The following is a 25,098-nucleotide window of genomic DNA, read 5'->3' on the forward strand; positions in this document are numbered from 1 at the left end:
CCGCTTTTTTTATTTTTAAGTTACTGGGATATAAATATCAAAAGATGCACCTTCATTTGGTTTTCCCTGGGCGGTAATAAATCCGTTATGGTTTTCTGCAATTTTTTTTACGATGGCAAGGCCAATTCCGGTTCCGTTGTACAGTTCCCTTCCGTGCAGACGCTGGAATACTTCAAATATTTTGGTGTTGTACTGCTGGTCAAAACCAATACCATTGTCTGAAATGCTGATATGACAGTATTCTTTGTTGTCACTAAGCGCTTCGTAATTAAAGTTTTTGCCTTTATCTATGGTACATTTTATTTTTATGACCGGTGCAATTTCCGGTTTTGAAAACTTGATAGAGTTGCTGACGAGATTATAAATCAATTGTCTGAATTGAAATGGAATAACTCCTAATTCACAACCTTCAATGATATCAATAGTGGCATTTTTTTGTTCCAGTTCTTCTCTTAAATCTTCTTTGACTTCATTAATGATTTCTGAAAGGTCTGTTTTTTCAAATACCCTTTCTAAAGTACTGGTTCTGGAGTAGGAAAGTAAATCATTAATTAAGGTCTGCATTCTCTGGGCCGCATTTTGCATTCTCTGGAATTTGTCTTTTCCGATTTCAGACAGATTTTCAGATTCCCTTTCTATGATTTGTGTTGCAAAAGTCTGGATTTTCCTTAAAGGTTCCTGCAAATCATGGCTTGAAATATAAGCAAAAGACTGAAGTTCTTTATTCATCTTTTCGAGATCAATATTGTTTTTCTCCAATTCTTTTGTTCGTTCTGCAACCTGTTTTTCTAACTCATGGGTAAAAGCTTTCTCAGTCTGGATATCTGTAAAAGCACCAACCCATTTTATGATCGTATTGTCTTTATCTAAAACCGGTTCACCAATTGCAGTATGCCATCGGTAATCCCCGCTTTTACTTTTTATGCGAACATCACAACGGTAAAGTTCTCCTGTTGCCAGACTATGACTCCATGTTCTGGCATTTTCTTCAAAATCATCCGGATGAATGATAGATCTCCATTCTTCTTCTCCTTTTGGATGAATTCCGGTAAACTCCAGCCATTTTCCCGAAGCAAACAAAGCATTTCCTTTTTCGTCTGTTTCACAGATTAGCTGAGGAATACTCTCTGTCAACGAACGGAAACGTTTCTCACTTTCTTCTATTTTCTTTCTGGCCTCAACTTTTTCCGTTACATCAATTAAGGTTATTTTTATTCCTGAAAGTGTGTCATCTGTCTCATTTAAGGGCGCGTATTCAAAATCAATATAAAATTTTTGTTTCCCGTTTTCACCGTCAATGAATATTGGGGATTCGGATTCGGAATGCACTTTTCCGGTTTTAGAAACTTCACTTAAAAGTCTTGCATATTTTTGCTGCTTAAGCTCCGGGAATACATCAAATATTTTTTTGCCCTGAACATCGCTTTCTTTTCTTTTCCAAATGTTTTTCAACAGTGCTACATTGGCCATTTCGATTATTAAATCGCTGCCTTTAAGTATTGCTTTTGGTACAGGAGATTTCATAACCAGATTTCGGAATCTTTTTTCGCTTTCCTCAATTTTCTGCTGATATTGTTTTTCTTCTGTAATATCTCTTACGGTACCCAAGAGTTTTTCCGGCTGGCCTTCTAAATCATAGAATACTTTTCCTTTAGCTTCTACCCAGTGAATAGATTGATCCTCCCAGATTAATCGGGCTTCATAATTAATATATCCTGAAACAAAAGCCTCTTTAAACGCCTTTTCTCTGATATGAAGATCATCAGGATGCAGGTGTTTTACCAGCTGAGCGTGGCTTAAATTTAAGTCATTTTTGTTTCCTGTAACAATTTCTATATATCTTTTGGAGTATTGGAAGTCTTTGGTTTTTACATTCAGTTCCCAGGTCCCAAGTTCGCTGGCTTCTACGATAATGTTTAGCCTTTCTTCGTTAAGCTCTGTTTTTTTTCGGGTATCTACTTTTTCAGTTACTTCCGTTACGGTTACTATTATACCCGAAATTTCGCCATTTTCTTCTTTTAAAGGATGATACAGAAAATCAAAATAGAAGATTTGCTCTTCCTGACCGTATCGGTTTAAGGGAATAGGAACCTCGTATCCATGATAGGGAATGCCAGTTTTTAAAACGCCTTCTAATAGTGAATTTACGGCTTCTTTGACTTCCGGTAAGGAATCGAATAAAGGGCTGCCTACAAAACCAGCTTCTTCTCTGCCAACCAGTTTCAGGTAAGCTTCATTTGCCATTTCGACCATATAATCAGGGCCGCGTAAAATACTTATTCCAATAGGAGCCTGTTTTACTGTATTACGGAAACGTTTGTCGCTTTCTTCTATTTTTTTCTTGGCAACGTTCAGATCGGTAAGGTCAACCCCAGTGTTCATTACACCATAAATAATACCATGTATGTCATACAACGGTGTTAAACTATAATTGAAATAATGCGTCTGCAGTTTGCCTTCTATCGTCAGGTCAAGAGGTGTATTTGTGGTATGAAAGGATTTTCCGGTATCCAATACATTTTTTATCTGCTCGAATACAAGCTGGTTATCGAGTTCCGGAAGTACCTCTTTAAATGATTTTCCGATCACATTATTTCCTTTGCCCCATAAAGTAATGATCGATTCGTTGGCAAGTTCAATGTGCATTTCTTTTCCCACATAAACCGCAATCGGAAAAGGAGCATTTTCGACCAATTGTCTTATTTTCTGTTCGTTTTCTATTACTTTGGAGCGTGCCAGTACCTGTCCCGTTACTTCAATCGCTATTGCTACAATACCCGAAATACTTCCGTCAGGTTCTGTCAGTGCTTCATATACAAAATTGATATACGTATTTTCTGTCTGACCTTTTCGGGGCAGCTGCACCAGTTGCTCGTTGGCAGTGAATTTTTCCCCGGTACGATATACATGCTCCAGTACATCTTCGAGATATTGATTTTTTGTTTCGGGTAATGCTTCAAAAATAGGTTTGCTGAGTACGTCTTCACTTTGTACGCCCCATAATTCAATCATTTGTTTATTGGCAATTTCAACAATATAATCTTTGCCTCTAAACACACACATGGCAACAGGAGCCTGCATGATATTATTCATGAACCTTGCATTACTTTCTTTTAGTGCTTCGGTGGCTTTTTTCTTTTCAGTCGTTTCTATAACAGTAACCAGAATGCCGCCAACTTCTCCATCTTCTTTTCTAATAGGACTGTAGGAAAAATCGAAATAGCATTCCTCTGTAAACCCATTTCTGTTTAAAGGCACCATGAAATCCGGAAAACTAACTGCTTTCCCGTTCCTTACATCAGTGAACAGCGGGCCTATAATTTCCCAGATTTTAGAAAATGTAATCTCTGAACTTATTCCTAAAGCCTGCGGGTGTTTGCCGGAACCAAGAATTGGACGAAAGCCATCATTGTACAATTGGGTATAGTTTTCACCCCAGGCTATATACATTCCAAAAGGATTATGAAGCATAACCGTTACCATGGTTTGAAGACTGTGCGGCCAGTTTTCAGGATCTCCCAAAGAAGTTTTGCTCCAGTCTTTAGCACGAATCTGTTCGCCCATTTCTCCACCACCGGCTAGAAAGTAATGCTCATTATTGGTACGGCCCATTCAAATAAAATTTAGGGTTGAAGGATGAATTGCTCTTTTACAGGTTGTTCGAAATTATTTTCGGCAGTTATGGCAAGTGCATTTCCGATCACTTTTTTTAATTTAGAAAAATCACCCGGCTTCCTGATGTAATATAATGCCCCTTTTTCATACACGGTATCCACAATATTCATGTCAAGTGAAGTCGAAAAGATGATCACCGGCAGTTTTTGCAACCTGACGATTTCTTTTATTTCGGTAAGACATTCAAAACCATTTTTTCTGGGCATATTCAAATCCAGAAAAAGTATGTCGGGAAGATTTTCAGCAGACTTATCAGATAAAAAATCCATAAGCTGTACACCGTCATTAACCGTTACAAGTGATACTGGTAAAAGCAGTTCGTCAAGTGCTTCTTTAAAGAAAGCACAATCATCTTCGTCATCGTCCGCTAATAAAAGATTGTAATTTTGTTTCATTTTGTTACTGTGAAATTTAATGTGATGCGATTTTGGTATAAAAAAAACAAATCTTTTCAGACTCACCCGGAACACATTTTATATAGAATGTTTAAAATGTTCCGGTCATTTTATGTGTTGTAACAGGCAATTAAATTCAGGACTTCTAAAATCGATTAATTAACCTTAAATTGTGTCTGGATTTTAGTCTGCTAATATAAAACTAATTTGATTACGGTTTTCGTCAAATTTAATGAATTTAAGCAAGAAAAAAGAGAGAAAAATAGTGTTCTGCTTTTAATTAAATTGCTTTTAAAAGCTTATAGTGAAAAATAGTTACTTCAAAAGTTTTTATTCTTTATGGCACCTCTATTTTCCCGTTACTCTTTTAGAATTGTTGTTGGTCGAAATAGTATGTGGCGGAATATAGATTTATTTTAAATTTAAATTCGCTTACAAACACCAACGTAAATATGAATCTGATTAGAACTTCTTTTCTGCTATTGTCTTTTTTTTTCGCAACATCGTCAATTAAATCTCAGGAATTGGTGAAATCCCCCGCACCATTTGGTCCTTTGCCTACACAAAAGCAACTGGACTGGCAGGAAATGGAGTTTTACGCATTTGTGCATTTTTCGTTAAATACCTTTACCAATAAAGAATGGGGCTACGGAGATGAATCACCGGCGTTGTTCAATCCGACCCATTTAGATGTACGGCAATGGGCACGGGTTGTTAAGGAAGCAGGCATGAAAGGAATTATACTGGTTGCCAAACACCATGACGGATTTTGTTTGTGGCCATCGGCCTATACCGAACGATCCGTGAAAAATTCTCCCTGGGAAAACGGAAAAGGCGATTTGGTAAAAGAACTGGCCGCAGCCTGTAAAGAGTATCACTTAAAATTGGGCTTATACCTGTCTCCCTGGGACAGAAATCATCCGGACTATGGTAAACCGGAATATATCACTTATTTCAGAAATCAATTGAAAGAATTACTGACCAATTACGGTGATGTTTTCGAAATGTGGTTTGATGGTGCCAATGGTGGTGACGGCTATTATGGAGGAGCAAATGAAACCAGAAAAATAAATTCGCTGGAATATTACAATTGGGATGAAACCTACAAATTGATCTATAAAATAGCGCCAAAAACACTGGTTTGGGGAGTCGGACCTTCTGAAGCCAGATGGATTGGAAATGAAGAAGGCCGCGCCGGAAAAACAAACTGGAGCCTTTTGCGCCAAAAGGACGAACTGGCCGGAAAAGTACATTATACAGAATTTATGTCCGGACATGAAGACGGAGAAAGATGGGTTCCCGGAGAAGCTGACGTTTCGATACGACCGGGATGGTTTTACCATGCGGTGGAAGACGATAAAGTTCGTCCGCTAGATGAAATGGTCGATATCTATTACGAATCGATCGGACGAAATGCCACTTTATTATTGAATCTTCCGGTGGACAGAAGAGGTTTGGTGCATGAAAATGATGTTACAAGATTAAAAGAATTAGTAGCCACTATACAAGCAGATTTCAAAACAGAACTATTGGCCAAAAGCAAAGTAACCGCTAATAATGTTAGAGGAAACAGTGCCGAATTTGCGGCTAAAAATGTCATCGATGGCAATAAAGAGACCTTTTGGGCAACAGACGATAATGTCAAAACGGCCTCTATTGAATTTGTTTTTGACCAGCCAACTGCAATTGACCGCATCCTGCTTCAGGAATACATAAAATTAGGACAGCGTGTGAAAGCCTTTACGGTGGAAGCTAAAGTAAATGGACTGTGGAAAACAATTGCGAATGAAACGACTATTGGCTACAAGCGAATTTTAAGACTGGACAGAGTTGTGGCGTCGGCACTCAGAATAAATATTACCGATTCGAAAGCCGGTTTGGTTATTTCGAATATTCAGGCTTACAATGCACCAACATTTGTGCGCGCTCCCGAAATTCAACACGATAAAAACGGAACGGTTACTATTACTTCTGAACCGGGAAATTCGATATATTATACCGTTGACGGTAAAAAACCAACCCTAAAAAGTAAGCTGTATCAGGGAACCTTCACATACAATGAGGCAGTTCAGATAAAAGCGATTGCCATTAATAATGAAGAAAACATAAGCAGTGCCGTAAATACAGCAAAGTATGGAATTTCTAAAGAAAAATGGAAAGTGCTTTCTGTCTCAGGCGGAGATCTCAAAACTGTAAACCGTATTATAGACGGAAACCCGAATACAGATTGGGGTTTTGGGAATGCGTCTGATAAACTTCCACTGGAAATTACCTTAGATATGGGAGCTATTCTAAAAATAAAAGGCTTTACGTATGTTCCGCAGCAAGTAGGAAACAATCTTAACCTGATTTCCAATTATGAATTCTACACCAGCACGGATGCTGTAAACTGGACCAGACAGTCGGAAGGTGAATTTTCGAATATTAGAAATAATCCGATTGAGCAATTTAAAGTTTTTAAGGAGGTTAAGACCCGATATTTACGTTTTGTTGCAGTTTCGGCAGTAGGGAAAGGACAGGCGGTTTCGATCGCAGAAATAAACGTTATCGAATAGTATTTGTCACGATTAATTAGCCTTCCTTTTTTTTAAAGTTTCTAATTATGTCTTTTGCCGAAGCTATTACGTTATTAGTCGAATTTTTAATTTTTTACATTCATAAATATCTAATTTTAACATATTAATAAATGAATTAGAGACAAATGATTAAAGAAGGTATACACTTTAAAGAAGCCGGAAAGTTTGAGGAAACACGTTTTGAAAAGATTCATAATGTGATTTTCGAATCGTCTCAGGAAGCTTCGGTATTAGTTGCTCAGGAAATAGCCAATATAATTCAACGGAAAGAAGAATTAAATGAACCTTGTGTTTTAGGGCTGGCTACAGGATCTTCTCCGATTAAAGTTTATGAAGAATTAGTTAGATTACATAAAGAAGAAGGTTTAAATTTTTCGAACGTAGTAACCTTCAATCTGGATGAATATTATCCGATGGACCGAAATAACATTCAAAGTTACCATCATTTTATGCATGAGCACCTTTTCAATCAGGTGAATATTCTTCCGGAAAATATCAATATTCCCAACGGAAACATAAGCAATGAGGATTTACAGCAATATTGTATTGATTATGAAATGAAAATTAAAGCCTATGGCGGATTAGATTTTCAGCTTTTAGGAATTGGAAGAACCGGACATATTGGTTTTAACGAACCGGGATCGCACGTAAATTCAGGAACAAGAAGTATTACGCTGGATCATTTAACACGTATCGATGCTGCATCTTCGTTTTTAGGGATTGATAATGTACCCAGAAAAGCAATTACAATGGGAATTGGTACCGTAAAAAATGCCAAAAGAATTGTACTTCTCGGATGGGGAATCAGCAAAGCGGGAATTATAAAAGATACGATAGAAGGAGAAATTTCTTCACGGGTACCGGCAACGTATTTACAAGAGCACAACAACACAACATTTGTTTTAGATACAGAAGCTTCGTCTGAATTGACCAGAGTAAAAACACCCTGGCTGGTTAAATCGGTGATTTGGACAGAAGAGCTAAAACTGAAAACGGTTGCCTGGTTAAGTGAATTGACTAAAAAACCTTTCCTTAAATTAACCGATAAAGATTATAATGACAACGGTATGTCGAGCCTGTTGACAGAAGAAGGAACGGCATATGACCTGAACATTAAAATGTTCAACAAAATGCAGCAGACGATCACCGGATGGCCCGGCGGAAAACCAAATGCAGACGATACGTACAGACCGGAACGCGCCACTCCGGAAAGAAAAAGAATTATCATTTTCAGTCCGCATCCGGATGACGATGTGATTTCGATGGGAGGAACTTTTGACAGATTGGTAGAGCAGGGGCATGATGTGCATATTGCTTATCAGACTTCAGGAAATATTGCAGTTTCGAACGAAGAAGCTTTAAAATTTGCTGAAATTTCAAAAGCGTTAAACGCCAATTCTGTTGAATCTGAAAATATCATCAACTTTTTGAAAAGCAAAAAAAGTAACGACATTGACTTATTGGAAGTCAGAAAGTTAAAAGGATTAATCAGAAGAAGTGAGTCTTTGGCAGCCACCCGATATTTGGGTTTGCCGGATAGCAATGTCAATTTCCTTGATCTTCCTTTTTATGAAACCGGAACAGTAAAGAAAAATAATCTTTCGGAAGCCGATATCGAAATTATGTGTGATATCATCGAAAGAATACAACCGCATCAGATTTACGCAGCCGGAGATTTGGCAGATCCGCACGGAACGCACAAAGTGTGTCTGGATAGTTTGTTTGAAGCCTTAAAAAGACTGAAAAGCAAAAGTTATATGGATGATTGCTGGGTATGGCTATACCGCGGTGCGTGGCATGAGTGGGAATCCTACCAAATTGAAATGGCAGTTCCGATGAGTCCGGATCAGGTGTTGAAAAAACGTCATGCAATCTTTTATCACCAGTCTCAAAAAGACGGCGTTATGTTCCAGGGAGATGACAGCCGTGAATTCTGGGTAAGAGTAGAAGACAGAAACAGATTAACAGCAGAAAAATATCATGCTTTGGGATTAGCAGATTACTCGGCTATTGAAGCATTTAAACGTTATTATTTTTAGTTTTCATTGGTTTAGAATACAATAAATTATTTTTTAAATGGTTTATTTTGGTTAGTTACCTGTATGTTGAAAATGCGGCCTTATGGCCGCATTTTTTTTGTGAATTTTTTCAGCGTAATTTTTATCCCCCTGAGCGAAGTCGAAGGGCGCAATCAAAATCAAAAATAAAAAACCTCTGTAAAAGCTTTAAACTTTGACAGAGGTCATTATAATAACATTCCGACTAAAAAATCGTTACATCGGAGAATTTAAAATCCTTTGTTTGACATGATCGATATAAGATCTTCCGATTACATAACGAAGACCTTCAATTTCAATACTGTTTCCTTCCACAGCATCAATTTTATCGATTGCAATAGTATAGGAACGGTGTATTCTTAAAAAATTTCGTTCCGGTAATAAATCTGTAAAATCAGATAAGGTGCTGTGAATAATGTATTTACCTGTTAAGGTGTTTATTTTTAAATAATCTTTTAAACTCTCGATTACCAGAATCTCATTAAAAAAGATTTTTTTCATTCTCTTTTTATCAATCTTAACGAAAATAAAAGGACTTTCGGTACCCGTTTCCTGAGGAGCACCGGTATTGCTGCTCAATCTCTTGCTGATTTTATTGAGTGTTTTCATTAACCTCGGGAACTCAATAGGTTTTACGAGATAATCCAAAACATCTAATTCGTACGTTTCTATTGCAAATTGACTATAAGCACTGGTAATAACCAACAAAGGTGGGTTTTCTAAACTTTTAATGAAATTTATACCATCCAGAACCGGCATATTAATGTCAAGAAAAATCACGTCAACCTTGTTGTTTTTTACAAAATTCAGACCCTCTATAGGATTGCTGAAAGTAGCTGTGACTTCAAAATTTTCAACGGCCTCTAAGTAATTTTTAATAACATTGATTGCTAACGGCTCGTCATCTATAATCAAACAATTTATTTTCATTTTAGTATAGTATTTATTCTTTAGTGAAAGAATCGGGGGAGATAGTATAAAAAAACAGGGTAAACAGAATTAAGACACCTTAATTACCAGCTTTACAACAAAAATATTCTTTTTATTCTTAAAAGAAAGCTTATAGTCATTTTTATTATAACCTAATTCGAGTCTTTTTTTTACATTTTCAATTCCTATACCACTTGACTTGTTAAAATTATCTTTATGTACGGTAATTTCTGGTGTTGGGTTTGAAATGGTAAAATGCAGGAAGTCTTCCTTGACTTTAAAATTGATGTCAATCTTCACTTTTCCCGTGTTTTTGTTTACGCCGTGCTTAAAAGCATTTTCAATAAAAGTCAGCAATATGATAGGGCTGATTTCTTTGTCATGAATATCTCCCGAAACAGACATGTCTATTTCCAGTCGGTCACCATTTCTGATTCGCTCTAAATCCAGATAATTCTGAATGCAAAGGATTTCGTTTTCTAAACTTTGTTTTTTGCTTTTGGTGTCGTAAAGCATATATCGCATGAGCTCAGAAAGTTTAAGAACAATTTTGGGTGTTTTATCTGATTTTTCTACCGCCAAAGAATAAATATTGTTAAGCGTATTGAAGAAAAAATGCGGGGAAATTTGAGATTTCAGGAACAGTAATTCGGTTTCCAATTGTGATTTTTCAAGGTCGGTAACTCTTTTTTGTTCCCTCATAAAGTCGAAAGTAATCTTAATAGCCGTTACAAAAGTCATCACATAAAGCTCTCCCATCATCATGTCAATCGTATAATTGAGCGTTAATTTATCTATCGTTTCAGGTCCTTCCGGCCAAACGTCATGCGTGATTAGTAAATAGGTCATTTGGAATTTTACCACAACCATAATAAAGATGGCAGATAAGATACAGATAACATACAATAAGTATTTTTTTCTATAAATCAGATTCGGCATCAGAATCAGGATATTCAGGTAGCAAAGCGCCATGTGAATGGGGAATCCCAATAAATTTGTTTTTAAGGAATAGGCATAATCGTTAAAATAACTGCCCCAGCGAAACGTATTAAAAACGAAATAAGTTAACCAAAAGATAATATGGTATTGCAATTGGATGCGGTATAATTTGCCTGAATTTAAAATCATGGTATTGGTGGTATTTTGTGACTTTTTTTGATGTTTATCTAAGTTAATGTGTCGTCCGTCTAAATTACTTTTAATAAAAATGGAAATTATATAAATTTAAGGTTAAATTAAGATTGTTTTCTATGAGGAACTTTACGCTGCTTATTTTCATTGTAATTTTAATTACAAGCTGTAAAATAAAGATAAATAATAATAACGGCAAAAAAGATGTTTTTGTGAGCCATGTAAATCCTTTTATAGGAACTGGCGGACACGGGCATACATATCCTGGTGCAACTGTTCCTTTCGGGATGCTTCAGGTAAGTCCTGATAATGGAATTTCGAGCTGGGATTGGTGTTCCGGATATCATTATTCAGATTCCATAGTTTCCGGATTCAGTCATTTACACCTAAGCGGAACAGGAATTGGGGATCTGGCAGACATCTTATTGATGCCCGTCAATAAAAAACTGGATTTAACCACTAAAACAACTTCTCGCGATCAATTAACTTATAAATCAAAATACAGCCATGTTAACGAAAAAGCAACACCGGGCTCTTACCAGGTTTTTCTTGAAGATCCTAAAATCAATGTAGAATTAACTTCTTCACAACGCACCGCATTTCATAAATATACCTTTACCAAAAATGATCCGCAATCTGTGGTTATCGATCTTGGTTTTGCCATTAATTGGGATAAAGCCCTAAAAACCGGAATTGCAATTGAAGATAAACAGACCATAAGCGGTTATCGTTTTAGTACGGGCTGGGCCAAAAACCAGAAAGTATTTTTCGTAGCGAAATTTTCAAAACCCATTTCTGAATCTGTTTTACTGGCCAATAAGCAAATCATTACCGGAAATAAAGCGGAAGGAGAAAATACTGCAGCGCAATTATTTTTTGAAGCCAATGGTACAAATGAATTATTGGTAAAAATGGCGCTTTCTTCTGTAAGTGTGGCCAATGCCAAAGAGAATTTAGACAATGAAAAATTAACTTTCGAAAATACAAAATCTCAGGCTGCAGCCCTCTGGAATACGGCTTTAAGTAAAATTGAAGTTGAAACCCCGACAGACTCCCTAAAAACAATTTTCTATACCGCGATGTTCCACGCCCAGGTTGCCCCTGTAACCTATAGTGATAAAAACGGTCAGTTTAGAAAAGAGGATGATCAGATTGCTACGGCAAAGGATTATACCGCTTACTCGACCTTATCACTATGGGATACTTTCAGAGCCGAAAATCCTTTATTGACTTTATTGGCTCCGGACAAAACTTCAGACATTGTCAACTCCATGCTGGCGTATTACGATAATAAAAAAATATTACCGGTCTGGACCTTGTATGCCAATGAAACTAATACCATGACAGGTTATCATTCGATTCCGGTAATTGTGGACGCCTATTTGAAAGGTGTTAAAGGTTTTGATGCCGAAAAAGCCTATCAAGCCATGAAAGCGACGATGATGCAGGACGAACGCGGATTGAATTTGTATAAAAAATACGGTTATATTCCCTACAATTTATTAGATGAATCCGTTACGATTACTTTAGAATATGCCTATGATGATTGGTGTGTGGCACAAATGGCAAAAGCTTTACGTAAAAATGATGATTATGAATTTTTCCTGAAACGTTCTAAAGCCTATCACTTTCTATTCGATCCCAAAACAGGATTCATGAGAGGGAAATCAGAAGACGGAAAGTCCTGGAACGAACCTTTTGACCCGAAACATTCCAATCACAGGGAGCATACCGATTATACCGAAGGAAATGCCTGGCAGCACAGCTGGTTTGTACCTCAAAACGTGGAAGATTTTATCAAATTACACGGAAGTAATGAAATTTTCACCAAACGTTTGGAGCAGCTTTTTACCGAAAGTTCCGAGATTACAGGAAGCAATGTTTCGGCAGATATTTCCGGATTAATTGGCCAGTATGCACACGGAAACGAACCAAGCCACCATATTGCTTATATGTTCAATCATGCCGGCCAGCCGTGGAGAACGCAATATTGGGTACGCCATATTTTAGATACCCAATACAACACAACACCAAATGGATTAAGCGGAAACGAAGATTGCGGACAAATGTCGGCCTGGTATGTTTTCAGTTCAATGGGACTGTATCCGATGAATCCGGCTTCCGGGGAATATGAAATAGGAAGTCCGATTTTCGAAAAAGCAACCATTAATCTTCAGGAAGGAAAAACTTTTGTCATCGAGGCAGAAAATGTTTCGGAGAAAAATTTCTATATCCAGTCGGCAACCTTAAACGGAGTTGTATTCAATCAGACCGTAATCACACATCAGCAGATTTTAAAAGGAGGAACACTTCATTTTGTAATGGGAGCTGAGCCCAATAAAAACTGGGGAATAAAAAAATAAAAACTAGCGGAACTAACTATAAATAAACATAAAATTAATGGACATTATTGACGTATCAATTATCGTAGCCTACATCCTGCTCTCCGTAGGGATAGGAATCTGGATTTCGCGAAAGGCATCAAAAGGATTAGATGATTATTTCCTTGGCGGGAAAACAATCAAATGGTATTTCTTAGGTCTGAGCAACGGATCAGGAATGTTTGATGTTTCAGGAACTTCCTGGATGATTGGAGTACTGTTTTTGTATGGCGTAAAAAGTTTTATGTTTATGTGGCTCTGGCCGATCTGGAATCAGATTTTTGTCATGATGTTTCTGGCCGTCTGGATCAGGAGATCAAAAGTAATGACAGGTTCTGAATGGATTTTAACCCGTTTTGGAAGCGACAGGGCCGGAAAAGCATCCCATATTATCGTGGCTATTTTTGCCATTATTTCAACCATTGGTTTTATCGCTTACTTTTTTGAAGGTATCGGGAAATTTGTAACCATTATTCTTCCGTGGGATTTAGCCCTTCATTACGGAGATTTGATTCTGCTGACTTCTGAGCGTTCGTATGCTTTGATCATTATATTTTTAACAACCATTTATACGGTTAAAGGCGGAATGTTTTCTGTTGTAGCCACAGAAGTGGTGCAATATTTAATCATGATTATTGCCGGTGTTTTGATTGCCGGTTATGCTTTTATCAATTATACCGATATTCAGATCAATTCGGTTATTACGGAAGAATGGAAAAATGTTTTCTTCGGATGGCAGTTTGAAAGCCAGTGGAGCGATAAATTTCAAACCTTCAATCACCTGATAGATTCTGAAGGCTATAAAATGTTTGGTGCCTTTATCGGAATGACTTTATTCAAAGGATTTTTTGCCAGTATTGCAGGACCGACACCGAGTTATGATTTACAAAGAATTCTTTCTACCAAATCGGTCAAAGAAGCGGCTTACATGAGTGGGTTTACCAATTTGATCTTATTCATTCCGAGGTACTTATTAATCACCGGAATTGTAGTCATTGCTTTGATGAATTTGGCACCGGAATTAAACGCCAATACAGGTTTAACCGGAGCCGATTTAGAATTGCTAATGCCCAAAGTGGTTAATTTGTATATTCCGGTGGGGATCAAAGGAATTTTATTAGCGGGTTTACTGGCCGCCTTCATGTCCGGTTTTTCTGCTTTTGTAAATGCAGGCCCGGCATATATTGTAAATGATATTTATAAAAAATACTTTAAACCGGTTGCCACCAATGCGCATTACATCAAAGTAAGTCAGATTTCTTCTTTCCTTGTGGTGGGTCTGGGTGTTTTTATGGGCTTCTTTGCCGATTCGATCAATTCGCTGACCTTATGGATTACGAGTGCCTTATACGGAGGTTACGTTGCCGCCAACTTTTTAAAATGGATCTGGTGGCGTTTTAACGGATGGGGCTATTTCTGGGGAATGTTTGCCGGATTACTGGTAGCATCTTTTCAATTTATCCTGGGACAAAATAAAGGAAACTTCGCACCGGGATCATTCTTATACGATTTGTCAGAAGTGCAGGCGATTTATTTATTTCCCGTCATATTTGGATTCTCTATTTTAGGCTGTCTTTTGGGGACTTTTCTAAGTAAACCAACCGATATGGAAGTTTTAAAATCTTTCTATACCAATGTAAGACCCTGGGGATGGTGGAATCCGGTGTACAGAACATTAAAATTAGAAGATCATACTTTCGAAAAAAATAACGATTTCTACAGGGATATGCTCAATTGTGCCATCGGAATTGTATGGCAGTCGAGTATGATTTTGCTTCCGATATTTTTTATCATCAAAGATTATCCAAAAGCAATCGTGGCGTTGATTGTGTTTTTAATAACAACGACCACTCTAAAATTCACCTGGTTAGACAGAGTTCGAAAAATTCAGGACTAACCCGAATTTATTCAAAAAAAAAATAATTAAAAAAAATAAAAGCAAAATGAGCACTATTCCCTGGCAAGACAGACCCGAAAACAGTAATGATGTAATGTGGAGATATTCTGAAAACCCTATTATTGACAGATATGCAATTCCTTCCTCTAACAGTATTTTTAACAGCGCTGTTGTGCCATTTGAAGATGGATTTGCAGGTGTTTTCAGATGTGACAACAAAGCGGTACAAATGAACATTTTTGCCGGTTTCAGTAAAAATGGTATCGATTGGGACATTAATCATGAACCGATAGTAATGCAGTCCGGTAATACGGAAATGATCGAATCGGCTTATAAATATGACCCTCGTGTGGTATTTATCGAAGATCGGTACTGGATTACCTGGTGTAACGGTTATAACGGACCCACAATTGGTATTGGGTATACTTTTGACTTTAAAGAATTTTTCCAATGCGAAAATGCCTTCCTGCCCTTCAACAGAAACGGTGTTTTATTTCCACAAAAAATAAACGGAAAATACGCCATGTTAAGCCGTCCGAGTGATAACGGACATACTCCTTTTGGAGACATCTGGATCAGCTACAGTCCTGACATGAAATATTGGGGAGAGCACAGACTGGTCATGAAACCAACTCCTTTTGAAGACAGTGCCTGGCAGTGTACCAAAGTAGGAGCAGGGCCAATTCCTATCCTTACAAATGAGGGCTGGCTGATGCTGTACCACGGCGTAATCAATACCTGCAACGGTTTCCGTTATGCAATGGGCGCAGCAATTTTGGAAACAGAAATACCTGAAAATGTAAAATACAGAACACAGCCTTATTTATTAGGGCCTGCAGAACTTTACGAGCAGGTGGGTGATGTGCCTAATGTGGTATTCCCTTGTGCCGCTTTACACGATACAGAAGAAGATAAATTAGCCGTATACTACGGTGCCGCAGATACTGTTGTGGCTATGGCATTTGGTAAATTAAGTGAAGTGGTACAATTCACAATAGATAACAGTTTATAAAAAAATGACGCGAATTAAAAGCAAGTTATTGGTAATGATCTTAGGGTGTTTCTCTTTGTTTGGCTTTGCTCAGTCAGGCAAGGAGATTACACCCAAAACCTATGTGGCATCAAAAACAGAAACACCAATTGTAATTGATGGAGAGGATACTGATGTTGCCTGGAATAAAGCAGAATGGACAGCTCTTTTTGAAGATATTGAAAACAACGTAAAACCAAAATATGGGACAAAAGTTAAAATGCTCTGGGATGAAACCAATTTCTACATATTAGCAAAACTTGATGAACCCCATGTCTGGGCCAATTTAAAACAACGCGATACCATTATTTTTTACAACAATGATTTTGAAGTTTTCATTGACCCCGATAGCGACACTTTTAATTATTACGAATTAGAAATTAATGCATTAAATACCGCCTGGGATCTGTTTTTGTCAAAACCGTACCGAGAAAATGATAATGTTGTTTTAAACGACTGGAATATTCCGGGTCTGAAATCGGCGGTAAAAATCAAAGGAACGCTTAATAATCCCAACGATACCGATGAAGGCTGGGTATTAGAAATGGCAATTCCCTGGGCATCTTATAAAACTTCTTATTTTGATAAAAATGTACCCGCAGATAAATTCTGGCGCGTCAATTTCTCCAGAGTAAACTGGCAGCATACCATAACAGATAAAGGTTACGAACGCAAAAAAGGCGCAGACGGCAAATTCCTGCCGGAGTACAATTGGGTCTGGTCGCCAATGGGCGTTATCAATATGCATGAACCGGAAAAATGGGGCTATGTCTATTTCTCTTCGAAAGAAGGAAAAGACAGTTTTACGATTCCACAGGAAGAAAAAGTAAAATGGGAATTGTACACGCTTTACAGGGCACAAAAAGAATATTACCAAAAGAATAATAAATGGGCAACATCTCTGGAAAATCTAACGAAAGAGCCGATTAGCATTGACACTAAAGTTTTAAAACCCAAGCTGGAAAACCACGCTTCAGGATTTAATATTTCAGTAAAAAGTCCATTTTCAAATAAAACATTTATTATAAGACAAGATGGCAAAATCATAAACAACTAAACCAACTATGAAACTACCAAAACTATTCCTTCTTTTACTGACTTTATCCATGATTTCGTGCGCCAAAAAAGACGAAACTACTTTTAAATTTGGGGTATGGATCACGGCCGATGCCAAAAGAACAGATGAAGATTACGCCAAAGAATTCAAAAAATACAAAGACGGCGGCATTGATGAGGTGTTAATCAATACCAATACAGATCCCAAACTTTTAGGAAGATTAGTGCCAATAGCAAAAGAAAAAGGATTAAAAGTACACGCCTGGATTATGGCTATGAATCGCCCCAACGATTCAGTAGCTTTACAGCATCCGGATTGGTACCAAGTCAGTAAAGACGGAAAGTCCTGTTTTGATAATCGACCTTACGTAGACTATTACCAATGGCTGTGTCCCACTAAAAAAGAATCCAGAGAACATGTTTTAGGTCTTGTGGAAGGTTTGGCAAAAGTAAAAGGAATAGAAAGTGTACATTTAGATTACATCCGTTTTCCGGATATCTTTTTGCCTATTAGTTTACTTCCAAAATACAATTTGGTTCAGGATGAAGAATTGCCGCAATTTGATTTCTGTTATTGCGATGCCTGCGTTAGTAAATTTGAAAAAGAACATCATAAAAACCCAAAAACAAGCCATAATACTGCCATTGACATGGAGTGGAAAAACTTCAGGCTGAATGCTATAAAAGCAGTGGTTGATGACGCTTATGAAATTGCGCACAAACACCATGTAAAATTAACCGCAGCTGTATTTCCTTATCCTGAAATGGCAGATCACATGGTGCGCCAGCGCTGGGATAAATGGAATATTGATGAGGTGTATCCCATGATTTACCATAGTTTTTATAACGAGGAAATTGACTGGGTGGGCTATGCTACAAAACAAGGAGTTGCTGATTTAGAAGGAAAAAAGACAAAAATCAACACAGGGATTTATATTCCGGGATTAAAATCAGATGCTGAATTGAAAGAGGCAATTTTAATGGCAAAAGATAACGGAGCAATTGGAGTTTCTTTCTTTGACGGAAATGCTTTATCGGATAGTAATTTAAAAACTATTGCAGCAACAAAAGCCAGTTTAAAATAATATCTTTCCAGTACATTTCATTTAAAAAAGTAAACATATGTCAAATAGAAGAGATTTTATAAAAAAAACAACTTTGGGTACACTAGCCATAAGTTCAGTTTTAGGCTATAGCGGATTTGCAAAAAATAAGGAAGAGGAAACAGAACTTGAAAATCCAATAAAAAAGCAAAAAAAACCGGTGATCATTTCGACATGGAATCATGGTTTACCTGCCAATCAGGAAAGCTGGAAAGAATTACAAGCCGGAAAATCAGCGCTGGATGCCATTGAAGCCGGTATGAAAATTCCTGAAGCAGATCCGAATGTCCGAAGTGTTGGTTATGGTGGATATCCGGATCGCGAAGGGAAAGTAACGTTAGATGCCTGCATCATGGACCATAACAGCAATTGTGGTTCGGTTTGTTTTCTGCAAGGCATTATGCACCCGATTTCGGTAGCAAAGCGAGTATTGCAGAATACACCTCACGTGATGCTGGCCGGACAGGGCGCACTTCAGTTTGCATTGTCCGAAGGTTTTAAGGAAGAAAATTTACTGACTCCGGAATCTGAAAAAGACTGGAAAAAATGGCTGGAAGATTCCAAATATAAACCTGTTATCAATATCGAAAATCACGATACCATAAGCATGCTAATGTTAGATAAAGACGGTAATCTGTCCGGAGGCTGCACCACAAGTGGAGCTGCCTGGAAGATGCACGGTCGCGTCGGTGACTCCCCAATCATCGGCGCGGGTCTTTTTCTTGATAATGAAGTAGGAGCTGCTGCGGCAACCGGTTTAGGTGAAGCAGTAATCAGAACTGCCGGAAGCGCAATGGTAGTGGAATTAATGCGTCAGGGAAAATCACCTTTTGATGCCTGTAAGGAAATTACGGAACGTATTTACAACAAACATAAAAACCATAAAGACATGGAATACCTGCAAGTCGGATTTATTGCCCTGAATAAAAATGGGGAACATGCCGGTTACAGTTTAAGATCGGGATTTAATTATGCCATTTCTGATGAGGAAAAAGGACACAGAATGGAAGATGCAAAATTTAAAATGTCATGGGATAAATAGTTATCGTACAGAAGCTTTGTCAAAGTTTTAAACTTTGACAAAGCTAAATTACGCTCATAATATTACACGCAATATTGTCATTTCGACGAAGGAGAAATCTTAGTAAGTAGCTCTACAAAGATTGGCGATCTTCTATGCGGAATTACTAACGGAGATTTCTCCTTCGTCGAAATGAAAAACTTTGAGAAAGTTGAATTGCGAATAAATTTTAAACACATAGAAACATAGATTTTTTCTCTCACAAAGATTTAAATAAATGGCATATCATTTTTTAAACTTTTTAAAATCTATCCCGATAACTATCGGGCTATGTGTTCAAACAAAAACAAATAATGAAAAAAATAATTTCCATATTATTACTAATTGCTTCAATAGTAACTGTTAATGCACAGGACAAAACTCCCTATTGGCAAAACGAAAAAATAAATGAAGAGAACCGCGAGCCGATGCATGCTGCTTACTATGTTTTTGAAAATGAAGCACTGGCCGCCAAAAATGACTGGAAAGAATCAAAAAATTACCTGAATCTCAACGGCCCCTGGAAATTTAAATACGTTGACAGCCCGGCTAACTTGCCAACAGGATACGAAAACAGTACTTTTAATGATGCGGCCTGGGATAATTTCAGAATTCCGGCAAGCTGGGATGTAAATGGTTACGGATATCCTGTTTATGTCAATACCACTTATGATTTTGATTATTTAATGAAGCCAAATCCGCCGTTTGTTCCCACCAGTTACAATCCGACGGGAGTGTACAGAAAAGAGGTAATCCTTGATAAATCCTGGGAAGGAAAAGATATTTTTCTTCATGTGGGTACCGCAAAATCAAATCTTACGGTTTGGGTCAACGGGGTGTATGTCGGCTATGGCGAAGACGGAAAATTACCTTCTGAATTTAATTTGAATAAATATGTAAAAACGGGTAAAAACAGCATCGTTCTAAAAGTAATGAAATGGAGTGACGGTTCGTATTTAGAATGTCAGGACATGTGGAGAATGAGCGGTATTACCCGGGATTCTTATCTGGTTGCCAGAAACAAAGCACACTTAAAAGATTATGAAATTATTCCTGATTTTGATCCTTCCTATGTAAACGGAACACTTAAAATCGCTGCGGAATTTACAGGCGTGGATAAAAAAGGGGAGTATACTTTAGAAGTTCAGTTAAAAGACGGCGATAAAATCATCACCTCAAAAAATATTTCCGCTTTAAGCGAAAAACAAACTTTTGATTTTGCTGTCAACAATCCTAAAAAATGGAGTGCGGAAATTCCGAATCTGTATCAGGTTGATTTTATTTTAAAAGATAAAAAAGGAGCAGTTGTAGAAGTGATTCATCAAAATGTAGGTTTCAGAAAAGTAGAAATCAAAGGCGGGCAGCTTCTGGTAAACGGAAAAGCGGTTTATATCAAAGGGGTAAACCGACATGAAGTGGATCCGGTAACCGGACAAACGATTTCAAGAGAACGAATGGAAGAGGATATTAAACTGATGAAAGAATTTAATATCAATGCCGTGAGAATGTCGCATTATCCTAACGATGAATATTTCTACGAATTATGCGATAAATACGGAATTTATGTAGTTGATGAAGCCAACATAGAATCGCACGGAATGGGCTACGATATTACCAAAACATTAGGAAACAAACCGGATTGGGAATTGGCACACATTCAGCGCATGCAGCGTATGATCGAAAGAGATAAAAATCACAGCTCAATAATTATCTGGAGCATGGGAAATGAAGCCGGAAATGGTTATAATTTTTACAGAGGCTATTTGTGGATTAAAAACAGAGATAAATCAAGACCGATTCAGTACGAAAGAGCTACTGCCGGAGCCTGGGACGGAAAAGATCTGAAATTTGAATGGGACTCTGATATTATCGATCCGATGTACAGTTCTCCCAACAAAATGGAAGAATACATTCTGGCCAATCCAAATCCGTCAAGACCTTATATTCAGTGCGAGTACGCACATGCTATGGGGAATTCGATGGGGAATTTTAAAGATTACTGGGATGTGATTCGCAAATACCCAAACTTTCAGGGAGGATTTATCTGGGATATGATCGATCAGTCAGTTTATAAAACAACGGCTGATGGCACCCGTATTTTGGCCTACGGTGGAGATTTTGGACCAAAAGATGTAAGAAGCGACAACAACTTCGTGAATAATGGTGTTTTTACGGTTGACAGAAAACCAAATCCGCATGCGTTGGAAATGCGAAATGTAATGCAGAATATCCTGACGTCCTGGGATAATCAGGCCACTGCAACGATTAAAGTATACAACGAATTTTCATTCAAAGACTTAAGCAATGTAACCCTGCATTGGACCTTAATTTTAGACGGAATGAAGCAAGACACAGGAGTTATTGATTATTTGGCAATTGATCCCAATCAGTCCAAAACCTATACGCTGCCTATTAAATTAGGGGACAAACAGTTTAAAGAAGCTTTTGTAAATATCACCTATCACTTAAAACAGGATGAGCCGCTTTTACCAAAAGGTTTTCAAATTGCAACAGAGCAATTAGCCTATAAAGGGACTTGGAAAAATGATATTAAAATTGAAGGTTCAGGAAAAATTGCCGTTGAGAAAAAAACAAACAGCACCGTATTTAGAAGCGAAAAAGCGACTATAACTTTCGATAAAAAAACCGGATTTATTAGTGGTTACACATTCAATAATGAACCTGTTTTAAAAGAAGGATATCAATTGCGTCCCAATTTTTGGAGAGCCCCAAATGACAATGATTTCGGAGCGAATCTTCAGGTACAATTAAAAGCGTGGAAAGACGCCACAGAAAATCCAACATTGGTAAACTGGACGTACAATGCTACAAAAGACAATAAAATTCAGATAAAAGCAGCCTATAGTTTGCCTCAGGTTTTTGCACAATTAGTATTGAATTATGAAATCAATAGTAACGGAGAACTGCTTGTTAAAGAAGAATTAAATATTGATAAAACAAAAGAAACACCTGTATTGCCAAGATTTGGAATGGAAATTATTTTGCCTAAAGATTTCAATACGCTGAATTATTACGGAAGAGGACCTCACGAAAACTATATCGACAGAAATTACAGTGCTCAGGTAGGACTTTACAAGCAGACGGTTTCAGAGCAATATTATCCGTACATCCGTCCACAGGAAACCGGAAATAAAACAGATATACGCTGGCTGGAACTATCAAATGATCAATTGAAAGTAACCGTTACGTCAGATGAGTTATTATCTACAACGGCATTACACTTTTTAAATGAAGATTTAGATGACGGATTGCAAAAAGACCAAAGACACGCTGCTGAACTGAAAGAAAGAGATTTAACCAGCTTAAAAATTGATTACAAACAAATGGGCGTTGGCGGTATCGACAGCTGGCAGGCATGGCCAATGGAGAAATACCTCCTGAGAGACAAAACCTATCAGTATCAATTTAAAATTACACCATCCCTAAAATAATTCATTATGAGGATATTAAAACCATTCCTTGTTGTACTCTTACTGACTGTTTTTAATTCAGGTTACAGTCAGAAAACCTATACCGAAAAGGATATTCAAATCATTCCTAAACCAACTCAGGTGGTGGTAAAAGAAGGTGTTTTTAAATTTTCCAAAGAAACCCAATTTGTGGTCAATGGTGATTTTCAAAAAGAAGCCTCCACCGCTTTAATCCATAAATTTGAAACTGCTGCGGGATGGAAACCGGAAATCACCACGAAGATTCCGGTAAGTAACTTCGTACAATTCAAAATTGATCCAGCGTTAAAAAATGAAGCGTATCTTTTAGACGTCAATCCAATAAGCATCACGATTACTTCGAAAGGAAATGCCGGTTTTATTTATGGTCTGGAAAGTATCAGGCAATTACTTCCGGAAGCAATAGAAAGTCAATATGTGGTGACTTCTGCCAGATGGGAAATTCCGGCTGTTGCTATAAATGACCAGCCGCGTTTTCAATGGAGAGGACTCATGCTGGATCTCTCACGTCATTTCTTTGATAAAAATTACGTTATGCAGACGATCGACCGTCTGGCGATGCACAAAATGAATGTGCTGCACCTGCATCTGGTTGACGATCAGGGCTGGAGAATTGAAATAAAAAAATACCCAAAACTAACAGAAGTAGGAGCCTGGAGAGTAGATCAGGAAAATACAAGCTGGAATGCCAGACTGACTGTAAATCCGGATGAAAAAGGAACGTACGGCGGATTTCTCACTCAGGAAGAATTAAAAGAAATCATAAAATATGCCGCAACCAAAAACATTGAAATTATTCCGGAAATCGAAATGCCCGCACACGTAAGCAGTGCTATTGCCTCTTACCCTGAACTGGCTTGTTTCGATCAGCGTATCGGAGTTCCCTCAGGCGGACTCTGGCCTATTACCGATATCTATTGCGCAGGAAAAGAATCGACTTTTGAGTTCCTGCAAAATGTAATCGATGAGGTGATTGCCATTTTTCCTTCCAAATACATTCATATCGGAGGAGATGAAGCTACCAAAACCAATTGGGAAAAATGTCCGAATTGCCAAAAAAGAATGAAAGACAATGGTTTGAAAAATACCCACGAACTGCAAAGCTATTTTGTAAAAAGAATGGAGAAATACATCAATTCTAAAGGCAAAAAAATCATTGGCTGGGACGAAATATTAGAAGGAGGTTTAGCTCCGGAAGCAACCGTGATGAGCTGGAGAGGAACCCAGGGCGGAATTGATGCTGCAAAACAAGGTCACGATGTTATTATGACTCCGGAAACTCCCTGCTATTTTAATTTTTACCAGGGCCCGCAAAACGAAGAACCACTTGCTTTTGATGCTTATAATCCACTAAATGAAGTTTATAAGTTTGATCCTGTTGTTCCCGGAATGACGCCTCAGGAAGCTGCACATGTATTAGGCGGACAAGCCAATTTATGGGCAGAACATTTGCCGGGACCAAAAGATTCCGAGTATATGATTTTTCCAAGATTAGCCGCTTTGTCGGAAACCTTATGGAGTACGAAAGAAAGCCGAAACTGGAATGACTTTACAACCAGACTGACTTCAATGCTAAAACGGTATGATCTTCTGGGAATCAATTATGCTAAAAGTGCCTATTTGGTAACCGCAACCTCAAGCGCGGATTTAGCAAAAAAACAAATCAATGTAACGTTAAAAAATGAATTCCCAAACCCGGATATCCGTTACGTTTTAGGTAACAAAAATATCGATCATAATGCTTTAAAATATACCAATCCGATAGCGTTTACAGAAACAACGGTTTTAAAAGCTTCCCTGTTTCAAAATGATAAGCCGGTTGGAAAAACTTTTACAGATACAATCGTATTCCACAAAGCAGTGGCACATAAAGTCAATTATTTAACGCCCTTTAATCAAAATTACAAAGGAGACGGTCCTTTTCAGATGGTCAACACCATCAGAGGAAGCAAAAACTTTCATGACGGACAATGGCAGGCCTGGCTGGTCAATGATATGGAACTGGTGGTAGATCTGGAAAAACAGGAAAGTGTAGAAGAAGTAATCATCGGAACTCTGGAAAGCCAGGGAGCCGGGGTTTTCTTTCCGGTACAGCTAAAAGTCTTGGTTTCAGCTGACGGACTTAAATATAAAGAAGTCGGAAAAGTAAACCGTCCTTATGCTGTAAACCCGATTTCGGAGTTGAAAGATTTTAAAATCAGCTTCCCAAAACAAAACGCCAGATTTGTAAAAGTAATTGCAGGCAATTTAAAAAAGAGCCCGAAAGGAGAAAGCTCCTGGTTGTTTGTAGATGAAATTTTAGTGAATTAAAAGAATAAATAAACATGATAAATAGAG

The 25,098-nt window shown here is 37.7% G+C and carries 14 protein-coding genes; 10 read left to right on the forward strand and 4 right to left on the reverse strand.

Annotated elements, in window-relative coordinates; all coding sequences use genetic code 11:
• Positions 1–15: 15 nt before the first annotated feature.
• Positions 16–3,612 carry a PAS domain-containing protein gene (locus EV142_RS08725; protein WP_132034576.1) on the reverse strand — a complete coding sequence of 1,199 codons (3,597 nt, stop codon included), beginning with the start codon at positions 3,610–3,612 and terminating at the stop codon, positions 16–18.
• Positions 3,613–3,623: 11 nt separating this feature from the next.
• Entirely contained in the window at positions 3,624–4,070 is a 447-nt protein-coding gene (locus EV142_RS08730) for a response regulator (RefSeq protein ID WP_132034578.1), read from the reverse strand.
• A gap of 452 nt (positions 4,071–4,522) precedes the next feature.
• Between EV142_RS08730 and EV142_RS08735 the strand changes: the two genes are divergently transcribed.
• Together EV142_RS08735 and nagB are read left to right on the forward strand one after the other, a co-directional pair.
• A complete protein-coding gene (locus EV142_RS08735; protein ID WP_132034580.1) occupies positions 4,523–6,625 on the forward strand; it encodes an alpha-L-fucosidase in 2,103 nt (700 codons plus the stop codon).
• A gap of 146 nt (positions 6,626–6,771) precedes the next feature.
• A complete protein-coding gene (gene nagB / locus EV142_RS08740) occupies positions 6,772–8,685 on the forward strand; it encodes a glucosamine-6-phosphate deaminase (protein WP_132034582.1) in 1,914 nt (637 codons plus the stop codon).
• Positions 8,686–8,919: 234 nt separating this feature from the next.
• Here nagB and EV142_RS08745 read toward each other — a convergent pair whose 3' ends face one another.
• Entirely contained in the window at positions 8,920–9,633 is a 714-nt protein-coding gene (locus EV142_RS08745; RefSeq protein WP_132034584.1) for a LytR/AlgR family response regulator transcription factor, read from the reverse strand.
• 69 nt (positions 9,634–9,702) lie between these two features.
• Positions 9,703–10,761 (reverse strand): sensor histidine kinase, encoded by a 1,059-nt coding sequence (locus EV142_RS08750; protein WP_132034586.1) that lies wholly within the window; start codon positions 10,759–10,761, stop codon positions 9,703–9,705.
• Between the two features lie 122 nt (positions 10,762–10,883).
• Here EV142_RS08750 and EV142_RS08755 point away from each other — a divergent pair, with 122 nt between their 5' ends.
• The 8 genes from EV142_RS08755 (at position 10,884) to EV142_RS08790 (ending at position 25,071) form a co-directional block, all read left to right on the forward strand.
• Positions 10,884–13,127, forward strand: a complete 2,244-nt coding sequence (locus EV142_RS08755) for a GH92 family glycosyl hydrolase (RefSeq protein WP_132034588.1) — start codon at positions 10,884–10,886, stop codon at positions 13,125–13,127.
• 37 nt (positions 13,128–13,164) lie between these two features.
• Complete coding sequence (locus tag EV142_RS08760; RefSeq protein WP_132034590.1) at positions 13,165–15,042, forward strand: sodium:solute symporter family protein; 1,878 nt, start codon at positions 13,165–13,167, stop codon at positions 15,040–15,042.
• A gap of 46 nt (positions 15,043–15,088) precedes the next feature.
• A complete protein-coding gene (locus EV142_RS08765; protein WP_132034592.1) occupies positions 15,089–16,054 on the forward strand; it encodes a glycoside hydrolase family 130 protein in 966 nt (321 codons plus the stop codon).
• A 4-nt stretch (positions 16,055–16,058) separates the two neighbouring features.
• The gene (locus EV142_RS08770) at positions 16,059–17,129 is read left to right on the forward strand and encodes a carbohydrate-binding family 9-like protein (RefSeq protein ID WP_132034594.1); all 1,071 of its coding nucleotides are present in this window, start codon (positions 16,059–16,061) and stop codon (positions 17,127–17,129) included.
• A 7-nt stretch (positions 17,130–17,136) separates the two neighbouring features.
• Positions 17,137–18,213, forward strand: coding sequence for a putative glycoside hydrolase (locus EV142_RS08775; protein ID WP_132034596.1), 1,077 nt, complete (start codon positions 17,137–17,139; stop codon positions 18,211–18,213).
• Positions 18,214–18,250: 37 nt separating this feature from the next.
• Entirely contained in the window at positions 18,251–19,273 is a 1,023-nt protein-coding gene (locus EV142_RS08780; protein WP_132034598.1) for an isoaspartyl peptidase/L-asparaginase family protein, read from the forward strand.
• Positions 19,274–19,605: 332 nt separating this feature from the next.
• The gene (locus EV142_RS08785) at positions 19,606–22,743 is read left to right on the forward strand and encodes a glycoside hydrolase family 2 TIM barrel-domain containing protein (RefSeq protein WP_132034600.1); all 3,138 of its coding nucleotides are present in this window, start codon (positions 19,606–19,608) and stop codon (positions 22,741–22,743) included.
• A 6-nt stretch (positions 22,744–22,749) separates the two neighbouring features.
• Positions 22,750–25,071 (forward strand): beta-N-acetylhexosaminidase, encoded by a 2,322-nt coding sequence (locus EV142_RS08790; RefSeq protein WP_132034602.1) that lies wholly within the window; start codon positions 22,750–22,752, stop codon positions 25,069–25,071.
• Positions 25,072–25,098: the final 27 nt, after the last annotated feature.

Origin of the sequence: Flavobacterium circumlabens, from assembly GCF_004345565.1 — a bacterium.
Lineage (GTDB): Bacteria > Bacteroidota > Bacteroidia > Flavobacteriales > Flavobacteriaceae > Flavobacterium > Flavobacterium circumlabens.